The organism is Halorhabdus amylolytica (genome assembly GCF_004944975.1).
In the GTDB taxonomy this organism is placed as follows: Archaea; Halobacteriota; Halobacteria; order Halobacteriales; family Haloarculaceae; genus Halorhabdus; species Halorhabdus amylolytica.
In genome coordinates this window covers 23001-38212 of record NZ_SPQG01000019.1, presented here as the reverse complement: position 1 = coordinate 38212, position 15212 = coordinate 23001, and the positions used below count along the sequence as shown (strand labels likewise).

18 protein-coding genes are annotated in these 15212 nt (G+C 53.3%); 10 read left to right on the top strand and 8 right to left on the bottom strand.

Going from position 1 to position 15212, the window contains the following annotated elements:
• Nucleotides 1-205 precede the first annotated feature (205 nt).
• Nucleotides 206-376 (top strand): hypothetical protein, encoded by a 171-nt coding sequence (locus E3374_RS16090; RefSeq protein ID WP_211194996.1) that lies wholly within the window; start codon nt 206-208, stop codon nt 374-376.
• Nucleotides 377-442: 66 nt separating this feature from the next.
• Here the strand turns inward: E3374_RS16090 and E3374_RS16085 are convergent, their stop codons facing one another.
• From E3374_RS16085 to E3374_RS17785, 6 genes are all read right to left on the bottom strand, one after another.
• Nucleotides 443-1099 carry a helix-turn-helix domain-containing protein gene (locus E3374_RS16085; protein ID WP_136689977.1) on the bottom strand — a complete coding sequence of 219 codons (657 nt, stop codon included), beginning with the start codon at nt 1097-1099 and terminating at the stop codon, nt 443-445.
• A 186-nt stretch (nt 1100-1285) separates the two neighbouring features.
• Nucleotides 1286-1708, bottom strand: coding sequence for a hypothetical protein (locus E3374_RS16080; RefSeq protein WP_248299513.1), 423 nt, complete (start codon nt 1706-1708; stop codon nt 1286-1288).
• 53 nt (nt 1709-1761) lie between these two features.
• Entirely contained in the window at nt 1762-2292 is a 531-nt protein-coding gene (locus E3374_RS16075; protein ID WP_136689975.1) for a DUF7342 family protein, read from the bottom strand.
• A 142-nt stretch (nt 2293-2434) separates the two neighbouring features.
• On the bottom strand, nt 2435-2860 hold the full coding sequence (locus E3374_RS16070; RefSeq protein WP_136689974.1) for a hypothetical protein: 426 nt from the start codon (nt 2858-2860) through the stop codon (nt 2435-2437).
• 2 nt (nt 2861-2862) lie between these two features.
• Nucleotides 2863-3381: a DUF7342 family protein gene (locus tag E3374_RS16065; RefSeq protein ID WP_136689973.1), complete on the bottom strand. Its 519-nt coding sequence runs from the start codon at nt 3379-3381 to the stop codon at nt 2863-2865.
• 148 nt (nt 3382-3529) lie between these two features.
• Complete coding sequence (locus tag E3374_RS17785) at nt 3530-3793, bottom strand: MarR family transcriptional regulator (RefSeq protein ID WP_136689972.1); 264 nt, start codon at nt 3791-3793, stop codon at nt 3530-3532.
• Nucleotides 3794-3990: 197 nt separating this feature from the next.
• Between E3374_RS17785 and E3374_RS16055 the strand changes: the two genes are divergently transcribed.
• From E3374_RS16055 to E3374_RS16040, 4 genes are all read left to right on the top strand, one after another.
• Complete coding sequence (locus E3374_RS16055; protein WP_136689971.1) at nt 3991-4383, top strand: DUF7344 domain-containing protein; 393 nt, start codon at nt 3991-3993, stop codon at nt 4381-4383.
• 81 nt (nt 4384-4464) lie between these two features.
• Nucleotides 4465-5583 carry a CRISPR-associated protein Cas4 gene (locus E3374_RS16050; protein ID WP_136689970.1) on the top strand — a complete coding sequence of 373 codons (1119 nt, stop codon included), beginning with the start codon at nt 4465-4467 and terminating at the stop codon, nt 5581-5583.
• Nucleotides 5576-6412, top strand: coding sequence for a transcription initiation factor IIB family protein (locus E3374_RS16045; protein ID WP_169051886.1), 837 nt, complete (start codon nt 5576-5578; stop codon nt 6410-6412). Before E3374_RS16050 ends, E3374_RS16045 begins: the two co-directional genes overlap by 8 nt.
• 47 nt (nt 6413-6459) lie before the next feature.
• Nucleotides 6460-7347, top strand: a complete 888-nt coding sequence (locus tag E3374_RS16040) for a recombinase family protein (RefSeq protein WP_248299512.1) — start codon at nt 6460-6462, stop codon at nt 7345-7347.
• A 46-nt stretch (nt 7348-7393) separates the two neighbouring features.
• Here E3374_RS16040 and E3374_RS16035 read toward each other — a convergent pair whose 3' ends face one another.
• Nucleotides 7394-8539, bottom strand: a complete 1146-nt coding sequence (locus E3374_RS16035) for a recombinase family protein (RefSeq protein WP_136689967.1) — start codon at nt 8537-8539, stop codon at nt 7394-7396.
• 703 nt (nt 8540-9242) lie between these two features.
• Between E3374_RS16035 and E3374_RS16030 the strand changes: the two genes are divergently transcribed.
• Nucleotides 9243-10130, top strand: a complete 888-nt coding sequence (locus tag E3374_RS16030) for a tyrosine-type recombinase/integrase (RefSeq protein WP_248299511.1) — start codon at nt 9243-9245, stop codon at nt 10128-10130.
• Entirely contained in the window at nt 10127-11254 is a 1128-nt protein-coding gene (locus E3374_RS16025; protein ID WP_136689965.1) for a tyrosine-type recombinase/integrase, read from the top strand. The genes E3374_RS16030 and E3374_RS16025 overlap by 4 nt, the downstream gene beginning before the upstream one ends.
• Before the next feature lie 20 nt (nt 11255-11274).
• Here the strand turns inward: E3374_RS16025 and E3374_RS16020 are convergent, their stop codons facing one another.
• Nucleotides 11275-11781: a hypothetical protein gene (locus E3374_RS16020; RefSeq protein WP_136689964.1), complete on the bottom strand. Its 507-nt coding sequence runs from the start codon at nt 11779-11781 to the stop codon at nt 11275-11277.
• Nucleotides 11782-12156: 375 nt separating this feature from the next.
• Here E3374_RS16020 and E3374_RS16015 point away from each other — a divergent pair, with 375 nt between their 5' ends.
• From E3374_RS16015 to E3374_RS16005, 3 genes are all read left to right on the top strand, one after another.
• Entirely contained in the window at nt 12157-13407 is a 1251-nt protein-coding gene (locus tag E3374_RS16015) for a hypothetical protein (protein WP_136689963.1), read from the top strand.
• Between the two features lie 418 nt (nt 13408-13825).
• Nucleotides 13826-14203 carry a hypothetical protein gene (locus E3374_RS16010; protein WP_136689962.1) on the top strand — a complete coding sequence of 126 codons (378 nt, stop codon included), beginning with the start codon at nt 13826-13828 and terminating at the stop codon, nt 14201-14203.
• Nucleotides 14200-15000, top strand: coding sequence for a hypothetical protein (locus E3374_RS16005; protein WP_136689961.1), 801 nt, complete (start codon nt 14200-14202; stop codon nt 14998-15000). Before E3374_RS16010 ends, E3374_RS16005 begins: the two co-directional genes overlap by 4 nt.
• Nucleotides 15001-15212 lie beyond the last annotated feature (212 nt).

Sequence of the window (15212 nt, the reverse complement as noted above, 5' to 3'; positions counted from 1 at the left end):
ATCTCCCTAGTTCTGACGGTCGAAGCCGCCGCTGTTTAGCGATTCACCAGAGCCCTATGATTCGGTTTCCTACAAACAGTTATCACACGAAGTCCAGGCTGCGTTCGCAGACTTCGCCTATTTAGCAATGGTCAACGATCTCAATCTTCTCCATCTCTGGGCAGCTGGTTCGAATATTGATGAATTGAGTAGACCTGTTGACGATATGAGTAACGATCAGTTCCAAGACTGGCTTGCGATGATTGGGCTCGGACGAACTCTTCAACTGTACGATGACGCGCTCGCCACTGACTTTGAAGACGAATTCAATGATCGACTGCAGAAATTGAATGAATTCGCGAACGAAGAACTCGCAGACGAGGATACTACTGAGTGAGACCCGAGTTCATCAGACAAACGCACAGACTGGCTGAACAGACTCCCGAACCAAAATAGAATACTGTTATCGATGATATTCTGCGTCGCTATCGACCTGATCGTACATCCGATCAAGCATCGAAAGAGCCGACTGGAAAGTAGCGTAATGCTCGCGAGCGAACTCAACTGTCTCCTCCAGAGCTATAACTGGATGGCCCTCAACCATTTCTGCATCGATAGACTGTCGAGTTTCGAGGACGATTTGGAGTGACTCGTCACTCTCATCGAGCGGCTGTCGTTCTTGGGAAACTGGAATTCCGAATAAGTCGAAAAATTGTTCCCACTCGGTAAGGTCCGCTTCCTTCACGCCGATAAACAGAGGATAGTCGTCCGGACTACGGGCAACCTGATAGCCGCCTTGAGTCCAGACATACACTGCGTCGATGCCTGTGTACGCGAAGTCCATGCCGGCGAAATGCGGTAAGACGTATCCTTTTGAGATCGATGGCGGAGACACACCTGCTGAGGCTGCCAAGAACTGGATCCCCGCCTCTCGTACAGACTCATCGACCACGGAGAGTCCGTCGGCGTATTCGACGTATCCCTCGTCTTCGAGGCGATCGACGGCCCGACGAATCGTTTCCCGGTTCTCGTCGATCTTCCGAGCTACATCAACGATCGTATCGCCCGGCTTAATCGCGAGCAAGGTCTTCAGTTCTCTCTCCCCACAGGCACTATACATATATACTCTTATTATTGCAAATTCTTGTGCAAGAGTAAAGTATCTTAATCAGTCGAGAGTGACTCGCTGACTGTTGGATTCGATCGTCGGGACGAACCGCTTGAAGTGGGCTAATGAATAGTGTCCACCAGGCTGGACAAGGCGACTGGCCCAGTGCTTGCCCCCGATGTGTGCCACGAACCGTCGTCAGGGTGGGTTTGTGCCAGCGTTGATGCTGTCCACTGACTCTTCGTCGAGTGCCCTTCTCCACAGGAGGTGAACTGCCCTGGCAACGAGATCAATCCGATTTGCCTCGATACAAGAGGATTCGACATCCTCATCGTCGTTTGACGCGTTCGGTGGCGGATGAAAGTGCCGGTCATCAGATGGTGTCGAAAACTCATGTGGGTGGATATCCCAGCGAAGGTTTCGCTCGGACGTATCCGAGTAGTGGATGTTATAGTCCCCTACTGTCGTCCATCGGACAGTGAATGTCGTCTCCTCAGTATCCCCGATACCGTACGGGATGGTAAGCCGGAGCTCTCGGGGATCAAGTCGATCATCAATCGCGCCAGCGGCCATCGGTTCGAGAGACACGAACGCATCGCGGAACGCGTCGAGTTTCGCCACGTCGATCGATCCTCGTAGCGCGTGAGACTCACCCTTTCCACTCTCAAATTGCATCAGACTGCCTCCGCGACCCCGGAAACGTCTTCGACGCTACTGAGTGCGAGTGCTACCTCGGCGAACGCGAGGTTTCGCCGCGTCGTTCGCCATTCCATGAGTGTCTCCGGGTCGATATCCGCGTGAGCCCGAACAGCGCCATCGGGCGAGTCCGCGTTGAACCGCTCGCCGTACTCACGAAGCTGTTCGCGCATCTCCAGGACGCGTGTCGAGAGCGTATCGACATCCGTCTCGTCAAGGATACGCCGCGCCTGTTCGAGTGCGAGTGAATCGTTCGCCCGTCGATACAGCGTGGCCTTCGAGTCAGGCGAGGCTGTCTCCGTCACGTAGCCGTGTTCGACCAGCGAGCGAAGGTGCTTGCGAGCCGTCTGCTCCGACGTGAGAGATTTCTCCGCGACAGTCGCTGCAGTCATGGGATCGTACGCTGTGCGCATCACGGACCGCACGCGGTCGAAGGGAGTGGTATCACGTTTCCAGTCCTCCTTGGCGCGCTCGTTCACATTCTCGAACGTCGGAGCGGGATCTGGCATGGGTGGGCGTACGATACGTGAGAATATCACTCTTTGGGATGATATAGTAATCTGAGCAGGTAACAGCCTCCGCGCCGTCGTCGGGCTACTCGCGACTACCTGAGGAAGCTTCGTCCCCACTCCGTTCACAGCACGAAGAATATCACTCCCAGAGCGTTTCAATCCGCTCTTCGATATAATCCAAGACGAGACGGCACACCTCACGATGGTCATTTGGCCAGTCGGCGTCCTGGGCCTCAGTACGACTGGCTACTGGTGGTGGATGGAAATGATCTCGCGAATTGTGGACGTTCGGATGGCGATCCCATCGGTACTGCCAGGTCTCCTCGTCTCGTTGTTCCTGATAGTAGATGTTGAAGCCGTCATTGCGGTACCAACGGATCTTCAGACGGACCGAAGAATGGCTCGGGTAGTAGTCACTCGACAATTCGACGCGCAGGTGGAGCTTTTCGTCCTCCAGAATACGAGCGGCGTCGATCTGGCGACTACCGAGAAATCGAGACCGCATCTGTTGCAAGACTGCCCGATCGATCGGCGCGGGGCTCGCGCCGTCCTCCACTGGCACCATCGTCAGCTGTGAGACTGCGCCGTTGAGCTGGTGGCCTTCCGTCGAGCGCGTTCATGCAGGCGCCGCTCCTCGACGACAGTAACCCAATCACTGAGGTCCACGTACACGTCATCGACATGGTCCGCGTCGAACGCGAGCACGTCGACGTCAGCAGGTGAGTCAGCGTTGTACTCGTCACGGTACGATTCGAGCTGATCGGTGAGCTCTGAGACGCGAGCCTGCAACTCTTCGACGGTGTGTTCCCGCGCGAGTTCGTTCACTCGCCGCCACTCGAAGTAGTCGTCATTGCGCTCGTACCTCACCGGCCGGCCCTCGTGGCGGATGACGATCCCGAGATCGGCGTAAAAGGAAAGATGCGCCCGCGCTGCATCCTCAGAGCAGTCCGCTCGCTCAGCGATCTCCGCCGCCGTCATCGGTTCTCGTGCATGGAAGACCGCCCCGTAGACGCGCTGTTTCGTGTCCGCGTCTTCAAACGGCCGGTCAAAGGGCGGCGGGCCGTCGGCGCGGGAACTCTCTGCCATACATCATCCCACGCACTAAAAATACATATTTCTTGCTGTGGCCAATATATTTCGAGCTAGCGTGCAGTTGTGATTGAGTCGGTTGTGGTACTCATCGGGCTGGAGATGATGTTTCACCCCCTCAAGTATCACAGTCCGCGGTGGCAAATTAGCTGTCTTGAACCTCTAGTTCCTCTGCTTCAACGTCCCCATCCAAAAATCGCTCACCAAAGTCCGTAATCTGGTAATTCGAAGCGTCGACTCTCTGAATAAGGCCAGCATCTGCGAGCATTCGGCATCGATTAGACACGTATTTGCCGGTGTAATCGATATTCGCAGCGATTACAGCGGGAGATGCCACGATCTCTTTCTCCTGTAGAAACTCCAAGATTCGCTCGTCAGCTTGCGTCATCCACTCTACGCGAGGGCGCATCTGGCCCTGAGTTGGTGAAATAACACCCTAAGAGGGGGTGCAAATACGGTTATAGAAGTGTATTTAGTATATTTTAACCGTAGATTTTTACGGTTTCGTGCTAACAAATCTCGTATGGCAAGTGAAACATCTTCGGAGAAGGCAAGGCACGCTAAACAGAGCCAGAGGAGCATATCTGAGAAAACGATCCGGAGTGGATGCTGTCCGTGACGACAATTGAGGACTTTCTTTCGGCTCTTTACCATGCGCTCCGGGCAGCTCGGCGACGATACGTGATCCAGTTTCTCCAAGAAAGCGATGAGGTTACCCATACCACCAGGGACCTGGCGCGAAAGATTGCGAGTCTTGAGCAGGACGTGCCCGCGGATCAGGCTACAGGCGAACCGTATCGGAACGCGTACAACGCACTTTCCCAGACGCATCTTCCAACACTATCGGACGCGGGCATCATCGTCTATGACTCCGAGCGACAAACGGTCTGCCGAGGGACGAACTTCCAGATCGCCGCAGTTCTTCTCGATGCGAACGCGCCGACAGTAGACCTGTTCCAGTCACTCCTGGAAGAGATGAGCGACGATGGAGACCGGTGACCACAATGAGCGATTGAGTAAGTTGGCTAGTGACATCTTAGGAACCAACGGTGACCCACTACACCGGTCATCAAGCACATCATGGCTATAGAACAACCACGCATATCAAATCGCGAAAATCCGTCGATCAGCGGCCTTCTCAATGAGATCTCGGCGGATCGCTTCCAGGACTGGTATCGGGAACGCCAGCACAGACAGAACATCGAGAACGGGACGCCCTACTTCAACGGACCAGATCACGTTCCCGACCCAGAGCGACACAGTCCGAGCTCGCTCCTCCAGTGCCACCGGAAGGTATTCTATCGTCAGTGTAACGCACCGGCGGAACAGCCAGATCCAGATGGAATTTTCTGGTTCGGATCGCGTTTCGAGGAGGACATCGTCTTCCCTTTCCTCGAACGCGCGGTCACGGACCCGAACACGTACGTCCGGAACACGATGTGGATCGACACCTCCATCGAGACAGACGCCGGAGAGGTGAGGATCAAGGGGGCCACGGATCCAGTCATCGTCGACGAGGACTCCGTCCCCATTCTCCCGATAGAAGTCAAGACGAAGTCATCACTCGATCACGTGGATTCTCCCAATCGTCACCATCGTGCGCAGGTACACGCGTACCTCGTCGGTCTCTCCGAGAAGTATGACGTCGACCTTCGCGATGCCGTTATCCTCTACGGTGGCCGAAAGTCGATGGACCTCAAGGTATTCCACATCGAATTCGACGACGCGTTCTGGGAAGATGTGGTCCTCGAGTGGGCCCGTGAACACACTCAGTACAGACTCGACGACGAGTTACCGCCTGCGACACCCGAGTACGACTGGGAGTGTGAGTTCTGTGACTATCGCGAGCGGTGTGGGAAAGGGGAAACGGAGACTAACGGCTTCGGACCGGAGGGTTTCCTTCCCCTTTACGACGAATATCCACGAGAGAGCGTCGTCGAGTATCTGGAAGCCAATCAGGGCGCAAAGCTGACTCCCACGCTCGCGCATGTACATCCCGATCTGGCGGAAAGCCACGGGAGCCAGGAGTGGCACTGTCCAGCGTGTGGTACCACGAAAGCCGTGGGATTGATCGACTGGGACGGCGATGTTGATCAGGCACCCGCCTGTAAGGAGTGCGGATCAAACGGCATCTTGGCCACGCTTTCGGGGCCAATGCCAGACGATCCGACTCTTTCAGGAGGTGGTAGAGATGTCTGAAAACGGTCCGTGGGGGGCCATGCAAAGTACATCAGGGACGAACAACGTTCGCTGTCCCGCGTGTGACTCGACTGAAGTCGATAGGTCGATCGAAGGACTCGATCCGGTCTGTCAGGAGTGCGGGGCCGTCGTATCCGCCTCAATTGAGTTTGACGAAGCACTGACTGATTTTGAACCAGACAGAGATGCCCGTGAAAGCTGGTCAGAAAATCACCGGGTCACGAACAGTACAGAGTACCAGATTGCACGTGCTTTCGAGTACTTAGAGGAGTTGGGGAGTCGTTTAGACGTTCCGACCTCCACTCGAGAGAGGGCAGCGGAAATCTACGCCGACGGTGCAACTGAGACGCTCACCGACGGTCGCTCTATGGAGCTCTTCGTCACAGCATGTGTCACCGTCGCTGGACAGGAGAGCGAGAACCCGATTCCGGCCAGCCGGATAGCTGACATTGCCGACGTCGATTCGGATTCTCTTCGTCGCATCTGCCGTGTACTCCGGCAAGACTTGGATTATGGAAGTCAACCAAGTCCACCGCGGACGTACCTTGGTGGCCTCGCCCGAGATCTCGAAATCCACAAAGCGACGATATCCGTAGCCGAAGAATTACTCGAGGCCGTACCTGCGAAACAACTCTGCGGGAAACATCCAGGAGCATTCGCAGGAGCCGCACTCTACCTCGCTGCGGAAGGAGCGATCACACAGCGTGAGATCGCGACTGCCACGGGAGTGACGACTGAGACGATTCGACTCAGAGTAAAGGACTGTCGGGAAGCCGTTAACGGCCGACGAGCCTCGAATCAGTCCGGACAAGACGAGAACAAATCATGAACCAGAGTTTTGCGCCCGTCACCACCGTACCCCGTGACGCCGGCAATATGGACGGTGAAGAGCGACCACAGCAGAGAGCGGCGATCTACGCGCGGACATCAACGACAAAACAGCAACTTGGATACTCGATAGACGAACAGGTCCGACAATGCGTCGACCGCTGTCGAGCACTGGACTGGACAGTGGCGTTCGTGTACCGCGACGAGGCAATGAGCGGGAAAGATACGGATCGGCCGATGTTCCAGGAGATGTTGACCCGGGCGAAGCACGGGCAAATTGACGTGGTGGTGTTCTGGAAGATCGATCGGTTCTCACGGAGCATTATGCACGCTGTCCAGCTCGAGAAGAAGTTCCAAGAATGGGGCGTTGCTCTCCACAGCGTCACTGAACAAATCGATACGACAACGCCTTCGGGACAGTTCAATTTCCGGAACCTGGCGAACACCGCGGAGTTCGAACGGGAAATGATCCGGCAGCGGACCAAGATGGGACACGCAGCACGAGCGATGGAAGGCAAATGGCCCAATGCGTCCCCACCACTCGGGTATGAGGCTACCCCTGACGGGCGATTGAAAATCGTTGAGTCTGAAGCCTCTATTGTTCGAAGAATCTTCGAACGATACGTTGAGATGAAATCGATGGCAAACGTCGCCGAAGAGCTAAACGAACGGGAATCCGGTCATCGATCTTGGACGACAGCATCTCTGAGCGCGACCCTGAGAAACCAGTTATATATCGGCAGATATTCGGTAGGAGATATCGAGCGGAAAGAGGAGTCGTATCGGATTGTTTCCGATGATCTCTTCGATGAGGCCAGATCAATTAGAACGCGATTTAGTGGGGATCAAAGCCACAGTCGAACCAGAATGAAGAACAAACGAAAGACAAGTCGTGTCGAACGAATCCTTGAGCAATACCGAGACTGGATAAATTAACGCAGAATTGACTATTTCCAAACATTCCTATTACGTTATACATTAACTAATTGTCTTCGGGTTGGTCCCTTAGTTGATCCATCTCAGTCTGCTTCGGGAACAGGCGATGTCGCCCACAGGCCGGACACAAGTATTTTCGGCCGATGTGATCATTCCATTCACGGATTCCGTTCTTCATCATTTCTGTATCACATTCTGGGCAACGGACCTGAATGATTTCGCTACAATCAACAACAGGTTCTGGGCCGTGCTCGCTGACTAACGATTCTACATCTTCTCCTTCTTCTTTGGCATCAGTGTAATACTCATCAATTTCTTTAAGCTTCTCAAGAGCTTTTTCACGAGTTTCATCACTGATGATCCGTAGCGACCTGTCGATGACTGTCGTCTCTTCTTTAGATTGATCGTTACGTGTGTAATCAACAAATCCTGTGGTTGGCTCCCCGACGTAGAGAGGGCGTTCAAGAGTATTTCGAAGTCTTTGCCGGCCAAAGTCTTCGGTTAGGGTGGGTGTTTTGTCGAGTGTCTCAGCGAATGGTCTAGATATATCAGACCCTATGAAGTTTTTAAACAGCTCCTGGACGACACCTATCTCGGTTACTTCTGTCGAGATCCAGTTATCGTCATCATTTTCTTTGTAGCCAATAGGAACGTATTTAAATGCTGAATTCCATTTCTTTTCAGTGAAGTTTTTGGCCCGTCCGGCTTCTGCTCTTCGAGCCTGCGTCTCGACGCTGGCTTGCGAAGCCAATGCGCGATTCATAATATAGCTTAGGTCTTGATATTGGGCTACGTCGAGGACATCTCTCGCTTCGTTTACGATGATTTTGACACCACAGTCCTCTCGAAGCTCGTAGACGTAGTACACGGTCTCGACTGCATGCCGCCCGATCCGGTCAAGCTCGTCTACGATCACATAGGAGATGCGTTCTTTTTCAGCTTCGTCCCTGACCTTTTGTATACCCTCTCGTTCGAAGTTAGTACCTGACTTCGCCGAGTCACTGAAGGTATTCACCAATTCAAGTCCACGTGCTTCGGCCTCTTCTGCCGTCCAATTCTTTTGAGCTTCCAAACTTTGTCCTTCTCGCACTTGCTTAGGGTCACTCACACGCGCGTAAGCGAGCGCGCCTTCTTTATCATCATTTTTACATGACTCGCTGTCGGCTCGTCCGTTCATTGTCCAGTCGCTCATAGAAGGAGACCGGATGATAAATCCTCACCATAGTAATATTGATACTTTACTGCAGAGATAAGTTTTCCGTCATAAATAGTTTTTACGGAATCTCTTCAAATTGGGCGACGTAGTCACTAAAACATAAGATATATTTATATACCATCTTTTTGTCTAAAAAATCCCGAGTAGAAGTATGATTTGACCTCTGCTTCGGAAAGATTTCCTATTGCCCACTCGCAATAAGTCATAGAGCGGTTTTGTATTATATCTTGTGGTTCCACCTAACGGACCTATATAAATGGTCTGTGCAGAGTGCCTAAATTAGGCTTGCTGTGGAAACGCTGGCGTTTCAACATCATACTTGCTTCATGGGTGCTGCACAGAGGCTATTAGTAACAAATCTATTCAATCGATGCTTGGTACAGAAACGCCTTAAATATTTTGATAGAACATATTACATAGAATATCAATTATCTTATTTTGGGCCTGGGATTGAGGAACCCCATCTCTCTAAATATCCAATCCTTGCCAGAAATGATCGAGGAAATTCGATCTCACGAAAGATAAATCTGCAGACAAATATCGTGGCTAAGCGCTCAGCAGCGAGTCGAGCGAATCGGAGGGTCAGGACGGAGCAATACTCCGATTATCAACCAACGCATCTTTCTCCCTATTTTTGGGGTTTTAGCCAGTTAACAGGCTATTATCGCGGAAATTGGGGGTGGGGAAGTTGACCCGCCGAGATTGCGACCGATCTGGCGCGCGCGCTCAAGACGACCTACATGAGACACTGGATAACTACCTTGATAGCATCTCCAGTGCGGTTCCAGTTACGACCTACCGATCGCACAAGTCTCAGTCATCTACGTTCTACGAGTGGTACGATGAACAGACATGCAGTCCAGAAGTCACTGAGTGCGACATCGTCGTCCAATTCGCTCAGTATCTCTTTTCTGAGTCGGGATGTTCCACGAGCACGATCCGTGGGTATATCTCGACCGTAGCAAACGCGCTCGCTTACCACCATGAACGTGATCCAGAGATACTAACATACGAAATCGCTTCGGCGCTATGTGCCTCGCCAGAGTCACAACTTCAGAAGCTGGGTGATCAGCTCGTCGATGGAACCAAAAATGAAGACGAACAGAATCAGGTTCCACGCTTCCTTGCCAATCTTCGACAGCGTCACTTCGGAACCCGTGCGCATGCTTACGTCGAGCTCCTTGTGGACACAAAAGGTCGGCCCGAGCAAATTCGACAGATCGATCTCGCAGATCTTGACCTCGAGCGCAGTTCTGTGACCGTAGGTGTTCCCGACACCCACCTAGTGAGTGTAGCCGGATTGGTTACCGAACGCGTTACTCGCCTCACTGCTACGACAGTTGACGCCGTAGAAACGTACATCGAATACGAGCGCCCAGATCTTGACGGCGACAGTGAACAGCCAGTTTTCTCAACACGCCAGGGGCGCGTGAGTCCCGCTACTTTGCGTCGTTCGATCAAGCAGATGAGTGAGAGCAGTTCACCTGAATCGGCCGGCGAATCGCGACCAGTCGTTCCCCACGACATCTGGCAGTACGCGATGTCCACGATCCTCGAACAACGATGACAGAATCCATTGCCGACGTCCTGGCAGACGTCAACGATCCAGAAACGATCGAGAAAGTACTCGAACTGTCCCAAAGCGATCGCACTGCCGATGGACAGACCGATTCGTCGGAAGTGCCGACCCTTCAGGAACTCTACAACCGGTACCTCGCACGGAGACGTGACCGGAGCCCGGCGACGAGAGCCCAGTATCGTCGGACACTTCCAAAGTTCATCGAATTCGCCAAAAACGAGGGCGTCACCACACCAGCAGGTATTTCGACTGCGCTGATCGACGCGTACGTCGATCAACTCCAGGGGCAGTACGATACCGACTCGACGATCCTCACCTATACGAAGAACGTCCGCAGTTGGCTGCGGTGGCTCAACAGGCGCAATCAGTGTGAGGACGCAGTCTACCAGATCCTCGACGAGGACGAACTCGGACTCAATCCGCGGGCCCGTGACGAGGCACTCCCGGAAGAGCAAGCAAACACTATTCTCGGGAAACTTCGTCGCCAGCGGCGTGGCTCACTGAAGCACGCGCTTCTCGAACTGCTCTGGAACGCCGGCTTGCGTCTCGGCGGTGCGCACTCGCTAGATATCCGGGACTTCGATCCCGCCAACAGCGAGGTCCGGCTGAGACATCGGCCTCAAAGTGGAACCCGACTAAAGAACGGGAGCGAAGACGAGAACACAGCAGGCGATGGCGAACGTAACGTCGCACTCTGCGATCAGGCCGTCGAAGCCATCGAGTGGTATCTCGATCACGAGCGTCCGAACGTGACGGACGAGTTTGGCCGAGAACCGCTTTTTGCAACGACCCACGGGCGCGCAACTCGATCGACACTCCGTCGTCGGGTCTACGAGGCGACGAGCTGCCGCTGGCGATCAGATAGTTCCGAAGACTGCTCATGCGATGGAAGCTGTAACCCCGATTCGGACATCTGCGATTACTCGTACTACCCACATGCGATCCGTCGTGGCGCGATCGTCCGCCATCTCAGTGGAGGTCTCCAACCCGCGATCGCAAGCGAGCGGTTCGACGTTTCGATCAAAACCATCCGGAAGCATTACGATCCGCGGACGAAACGAAGGCGGAAGGAAGATCGGTCAAACGCGGTCAGAAGTGCGTGGAATGGCTAACTCTCACAAGATGCGGTCAGTCAGTTCTCTCGATCCGTTTCGTGAGACTCCCGGTTCCACTCGCCGCGTCGAGATGGCGGATAGATGTGTCCTCGACGGACCCACCGAGCATACAGTTCAAGCATTCGTGCTGCCGCATCCCTGCTAGCACCGTCGTACTGAGCTACCGAGAGTCCTTCTTCGATATTCGACCTGAGTGCCACGAGCTCATCGTTTTCGAGTAGTTCAGGACTGCCAGCACAATCGCTCGCACTGTCACCGGTCCCGACGGCCGGTGGTGTCTCCCACTCGAAAAGATCAACAACCTCTTGGAGACGTTCCTGGACTCGCTCGGTGTACTGATGGGCTCGTTCGATATCCTCTCTGTTCGACCGTTCTCCGCGCTCCAGCGGAGCCGCGACGTCGGAAGCCGAATCTACTAGACGGCACATGTCGCTCGACGAGTCGTCGCCTGGATACTCGAGAGCAGCTACTAATTGCTCACAGGCGAGCAATGTCGCGCGCTCCCTATCAACTGGCGCGTCCATCACAGGCACACCCCCCTAGTCTGTCGCGGCTGGGCTCCGAGAAAGGCGACCTCTACCGACTTCCAGGAACTGGTCGTTGCACGCATGCGGCCATCCCATTGGCTCGATACGACACTCGCGGCGGAATCCTGAAGTCCGCTAGCTTCGTTAGCTGGCATGCTTCGTGTGCTCCACGAAGCGCGGGGTCGGTGCATGTACACCGGCCTCATTTCAGAGTTCCCGCGCCTCGCATTGATCAAATACTGCCTGGGTGTATTTAAATCGGCGTCGGGGGACTGGCCATGGAATCGTGAACCGCTCCGGTGATAGATCAACTACCGCTGGCCACAGGTCCCGTCCTCAATCTTCATGACACTGGTCGCCGATGGTAGGCGCATGCCAAGCGCGGCGAGTTCACTCTCGGAACCACACGTCCTCGCACACGCGAAGCGACGATTGTTCCCGGATGAAGCCGACGACGAGAATACCTACGCTGTCGTGGACACGCAATTCGCCAGCGAGGAGTGGCTCGCCGGAACAACCGTCGACGCCTCAGTGAGGGAGACGCTGGCACCGTTCAACCACGTCCGCGTCGGTAGTGGCTTTCCGGATCTCGTCGGCGTTCGTTCCCTCGAGTCCGAACTCCTCGCAGTCGAACGACTGGGCGACGACCCGCCGCTGATCGCCGTCGAGGCGAAGGGCGTCACCGAACATGGCGGGGTCGACACGCAGTGGGGAATTGTCCAGGCCTACGATCGGCTTAACGAGGCCAACGTGGCGTACGTGGCCGTCCCGACCGACGCCGTCTCCCAGACCGACCGAACGCTCGCTCGCGAACTCAACGTCGGCGTCCTGGGCGTCGATGTGACCGGTACCGTCGAGCCGTTGGAGATCCCGCGCGTCGTCGGCAATCGGTCGACGGACGAGGCGACAGCCATCCGCTTTCAAGCCAGCGCCCAGGGGGTCGCCGACAAGTCGTTCGGGCTGAACCACCCGAAGAATTACCTCGGCTATCCGCTGGCACATCACGCCGATGAACCGACTGAACAACTCCTCAAGGAACACAAGGTCGTTCGGGCGTTCGACGACGCCCGCCGTGGGGCAGCATTTCTCGGCCTCGTCGAATCGAAGCCAGCAGGCATTGAACTGACGCCGCTGGGGCGCGAGGTGGTTCGCTTCGCGAAGGCGCGCTACGGATCCGTGGAGGAGGCGCTGACCGAGTTCGAGGACTGGTATCACAAGTCCAAGTGCTTCTACGATCTCGCACCGGACTGGGGTGATCTGGCCCGCCGTATCGTGTTCGCCTACCCGGCGACACAACTCCTCGTCGAGGAAGTCCAGAAGATGCACGATGACGGGATCGATCGACCGTGCCTCGTCGATCTAGTTGTCTATCTCCACGAACTGCACCCGGCATTCACCGTGGAGTTATTCCTCCGCGGTGACGACGACGTTCGTAGCCGGGTACTGACGCCGGACGGCGACCTCCGCGAGGCAGAGCTGCGAGACGGCGAAGTCTACCACTCCCCGACGGTCTTTCAGCTGAAGGCGATGCTGTACCACACCGGGATTCTCACCGAGCGCGGGGCAGAGCCGACTAATTTGGACCCAATGACCGACATTTGGGCCTTGCGAGAGGTGGTTTGATGACAGGAACATATAGATCCCGATAACCGACTGGAAGAGGGTGGTCATACACCCCCTCACAAGCTGTTTCGTCTGGCTGAACCATGTTGAAATACCTATTTGGTAGATTGCGAGTTGACCGCTGAAGATTCTCTCAGGAAATGTTGCTGTCTATAGCGTCGTGCTGAATACAGGGCGCATATCCGTCAGTCATATCGAGGCGTCATTGTATCCCTACGAAGGATTTGCTTTACTGGTACTACTCAAGTATCTAGCGTACATACTGGATTTCGGCTTTTGGGCACAATTCTGACACACAGACGGAAAGAATGTCGTAAAAGCCATCGTCTGTGTCAGACCGTGGCGTACTAATCTAATTCGGATGGCTGACAAGGACAGAACAATAATAAAGTGGTTCCGTTTGCTCGGTATAAGTAGGATGAGCAAAGCACTGAATGGTGTCGCTCAAATAAACTATAGCGAATATCACAAATATTTCACCTCCACGGGTACATCATTATTTGTACTCTCCTATTTAGGCGTATTTGGGTATTTAACGGCTACATTCTCTTTTGCAGGACAATCTGACGGACTTCATATTCTGTTTTTAGCAGTACCTGGAATTGCTGGAATCTTTATGGGTAGCTACGGGATTTGGATTTGGAAAAAGCATCATGACGAAAATCTGAGTAAAAAGAGAGCTATAAGAGAGATGGTTGAGTCTCAAGCAGAACTAATGGATAGTAAAGCAGAGAAAGCTATGAAAGAGACCATTTCAGTCGGTGGGTCAGATATTACATTGGAGGATTGGCAATGACCTCTGAAATTGAAGAAGTTAATTCATTCGCTCGTGAGATCGTGAGCAACTACGAGGAATCTACAGAATTGGATGAGGTTTCAAATGTAACAGAATACGATGAGAGGACCCATTCTCATCAAGAGTTTGCACAAGTCGGAAAGCGAAGTAACCTACCAAAACGATTCTTCCGAGATGAAGGAGTTATTTTGAAGCCGCTAATTCAACAATTCGTTGACTCGATAACAACTGGTGAGATCGTGAGTATTTTATCCTCAATCAGGGCTGCTGCTGAACAGGGTGAAATTGATTCTTTTGAAGTATCTGAGTTCTCGTATGACTCGATAATTGTAAATTCTTTTGATCACGTATATGATCCTGATATTATCTATATCCCCAATAGCACGGATTTCCGAATGCAACTCCATGAGTGGCGTAGTGACGGACGGATTAAGTCTAAAGAAGACGGTATGTATATCGCAGGTGCGTCAGATATTAAGGTTGAATGGATGCCATCAAAGTGGGGCATCGACGATATAGTACTATACAATAAGGAAAATGTAAATGTCGTACAGAAGCGCTACGCCGACAGTGATCGTCCAGAATACATCGGTTCAGTAGAGGGCTTCAATGCGCCAAAACCAGATGACCGGCTAATGGTCTACTTGGGAGAAGAATTTGATGAGGATAAAGATGAAGAGGTCTTTGAGATATTGATCCGATCTGTCATCTCTGAACCACAGCTTACTGGAAATATGCCACATGGGGCGACCGTCATTAATTTGTCTGATAAAATCATTCCTGAAGACTATAATTAGAATCTTATCTTAATTTTTTTGGTATATTCATCATATTTATTAACTACGGAAGACTTGGATTTCGAACCAGATACCGCTCTAAGACATATTTGAATCCAGTAAAAATATTTACATATTTAATCGGTTACTTCACGACTCTCTTCGCTCTCTAAACAATGCCTCGATTCCTATGATACATACACACTCTATATTCAGCAACCAGATGGTGACCG

What these genes read in the sequence shown, in the direction of transcription:
- E3374_RS16025 (WP_136689965.1), top strand. Translation starts at nt 10,127, where the DNA reads ATGACAGAATCCATTGCCGACGTCCTGGCAGACGTCAACGATCCAGAA.
- E3374_RS16035 (WP_136689967.1), bottom strand. Translation starts at nt 8,539, where the DNA reads ATGAGCGACTGGACAATGAACGGACGAGCCGACAGCGAGTCATGTAAA.
- E3374_RS16085 (WP_136689977.1), bottom strand. Translation starts at nt 1,099, where the DNA reads ATGTATAGTGCCTGTGGGGAGAGAGAACTGAAGACCTTGCTCGCGATT.
- E3374_RS16070 (WP_136689974.1), bottom strand. Translation starts at nt 2,860, where the DNA reads ATGGTGCCAGTGGAGGACGGCGCGAGCCCCGCGCCGATCGATCGGGCA.
- E3374_RS16015 (WP_136689963.1), top strand. Translation starts at nt 12,157, where the DNA reads ATGCCAAGCGCGGCGAGTTCACTCTCGGAACCACACGTCCTCGCACAC.
- E3374_RS16040 (WP_248299512.1), top strand. Translation starts at nt 6,460, where the DNA reads ATGGACGGTGAAGAGCGACCACAGCAGAGAGCGGCGATCTACGCGCGG.
- E3374_RS16065 (WP_136689973.1), bottom strand. Translation starts at nt 3,381, where the DNA reads ATGGCAGAGAGTTCCCGCGCCGACGGCCCGCCGCCCTTTGACCGGCCG.
- E3374_RS16055 (WP_136689971.1), top strand. Translation starts at nt 3,991, where the DNA reads ATGCTGTCCGTGACGACAATTGAGGACTTTCTTTCGGCTCTTTACCAT.
- E3374_RS16010 (WP_136689962.1), top strand. Translation starts at nt 13,826, where the DNA reads ATGAGCAAAGCACTGAATGGTGTCGCTCAAATAAACTATAGCGAATAT.
- E3374_RS16020 (WP_136689964.1), bottom strand. Translation starts at nt 11,781, where the DNA reads ATGGACGCGCCAGTTGATAGGGAGCGCGCGACATTGCTCGCCTGTGAG.
- E3374_RS16090 (WP_211194996.1), top strand. Translation starts at nt 206, where the DNA reads ATGAGTAACGATCAGTTCCAAGACTGGCTTGCGATGATTGGGCTCGGA.
- E3374_RS17785 (WP_136689972.1), bottom strand. Translation starts at nt 3,793, where the DNA reads ATGCGCCCTCGCGTAGAGTGGATGACGCAAGCTGACGAGCGAATCTTG.
- E3374_RS16005 (WP_136689961.1), top strand. Translation starts at nt 14,200, where the DNA reads ATGACCTCTGAAATTGAAGAAGTTAATTCATTCGCTCGTGAGATCGTG.
- E3374_RS16050 (WP_136689970.1), top strand. Translation starts at nt 4,465, where the DNA reads ATGGCTATAGAACAACCACGCATATCAAATCGCGAAAATCCGTCGATC.
- E3374_RS16075 (WP_136689975.1), bottom strand. Translation starts at nt 2,292, where the DNA reads ATGCCAGATCCCGCTCCGACGTTCGAGAATGTGAACGAGCGCGCCAAG.
- E3374_RS16045 (WP_169051886.1), top strand. Translation starts at nt 5,576, where the DNA reads ATGTCTGAAAACGGTCCGTGGGGGGCCATGCAAAGTACATCAGGGACG.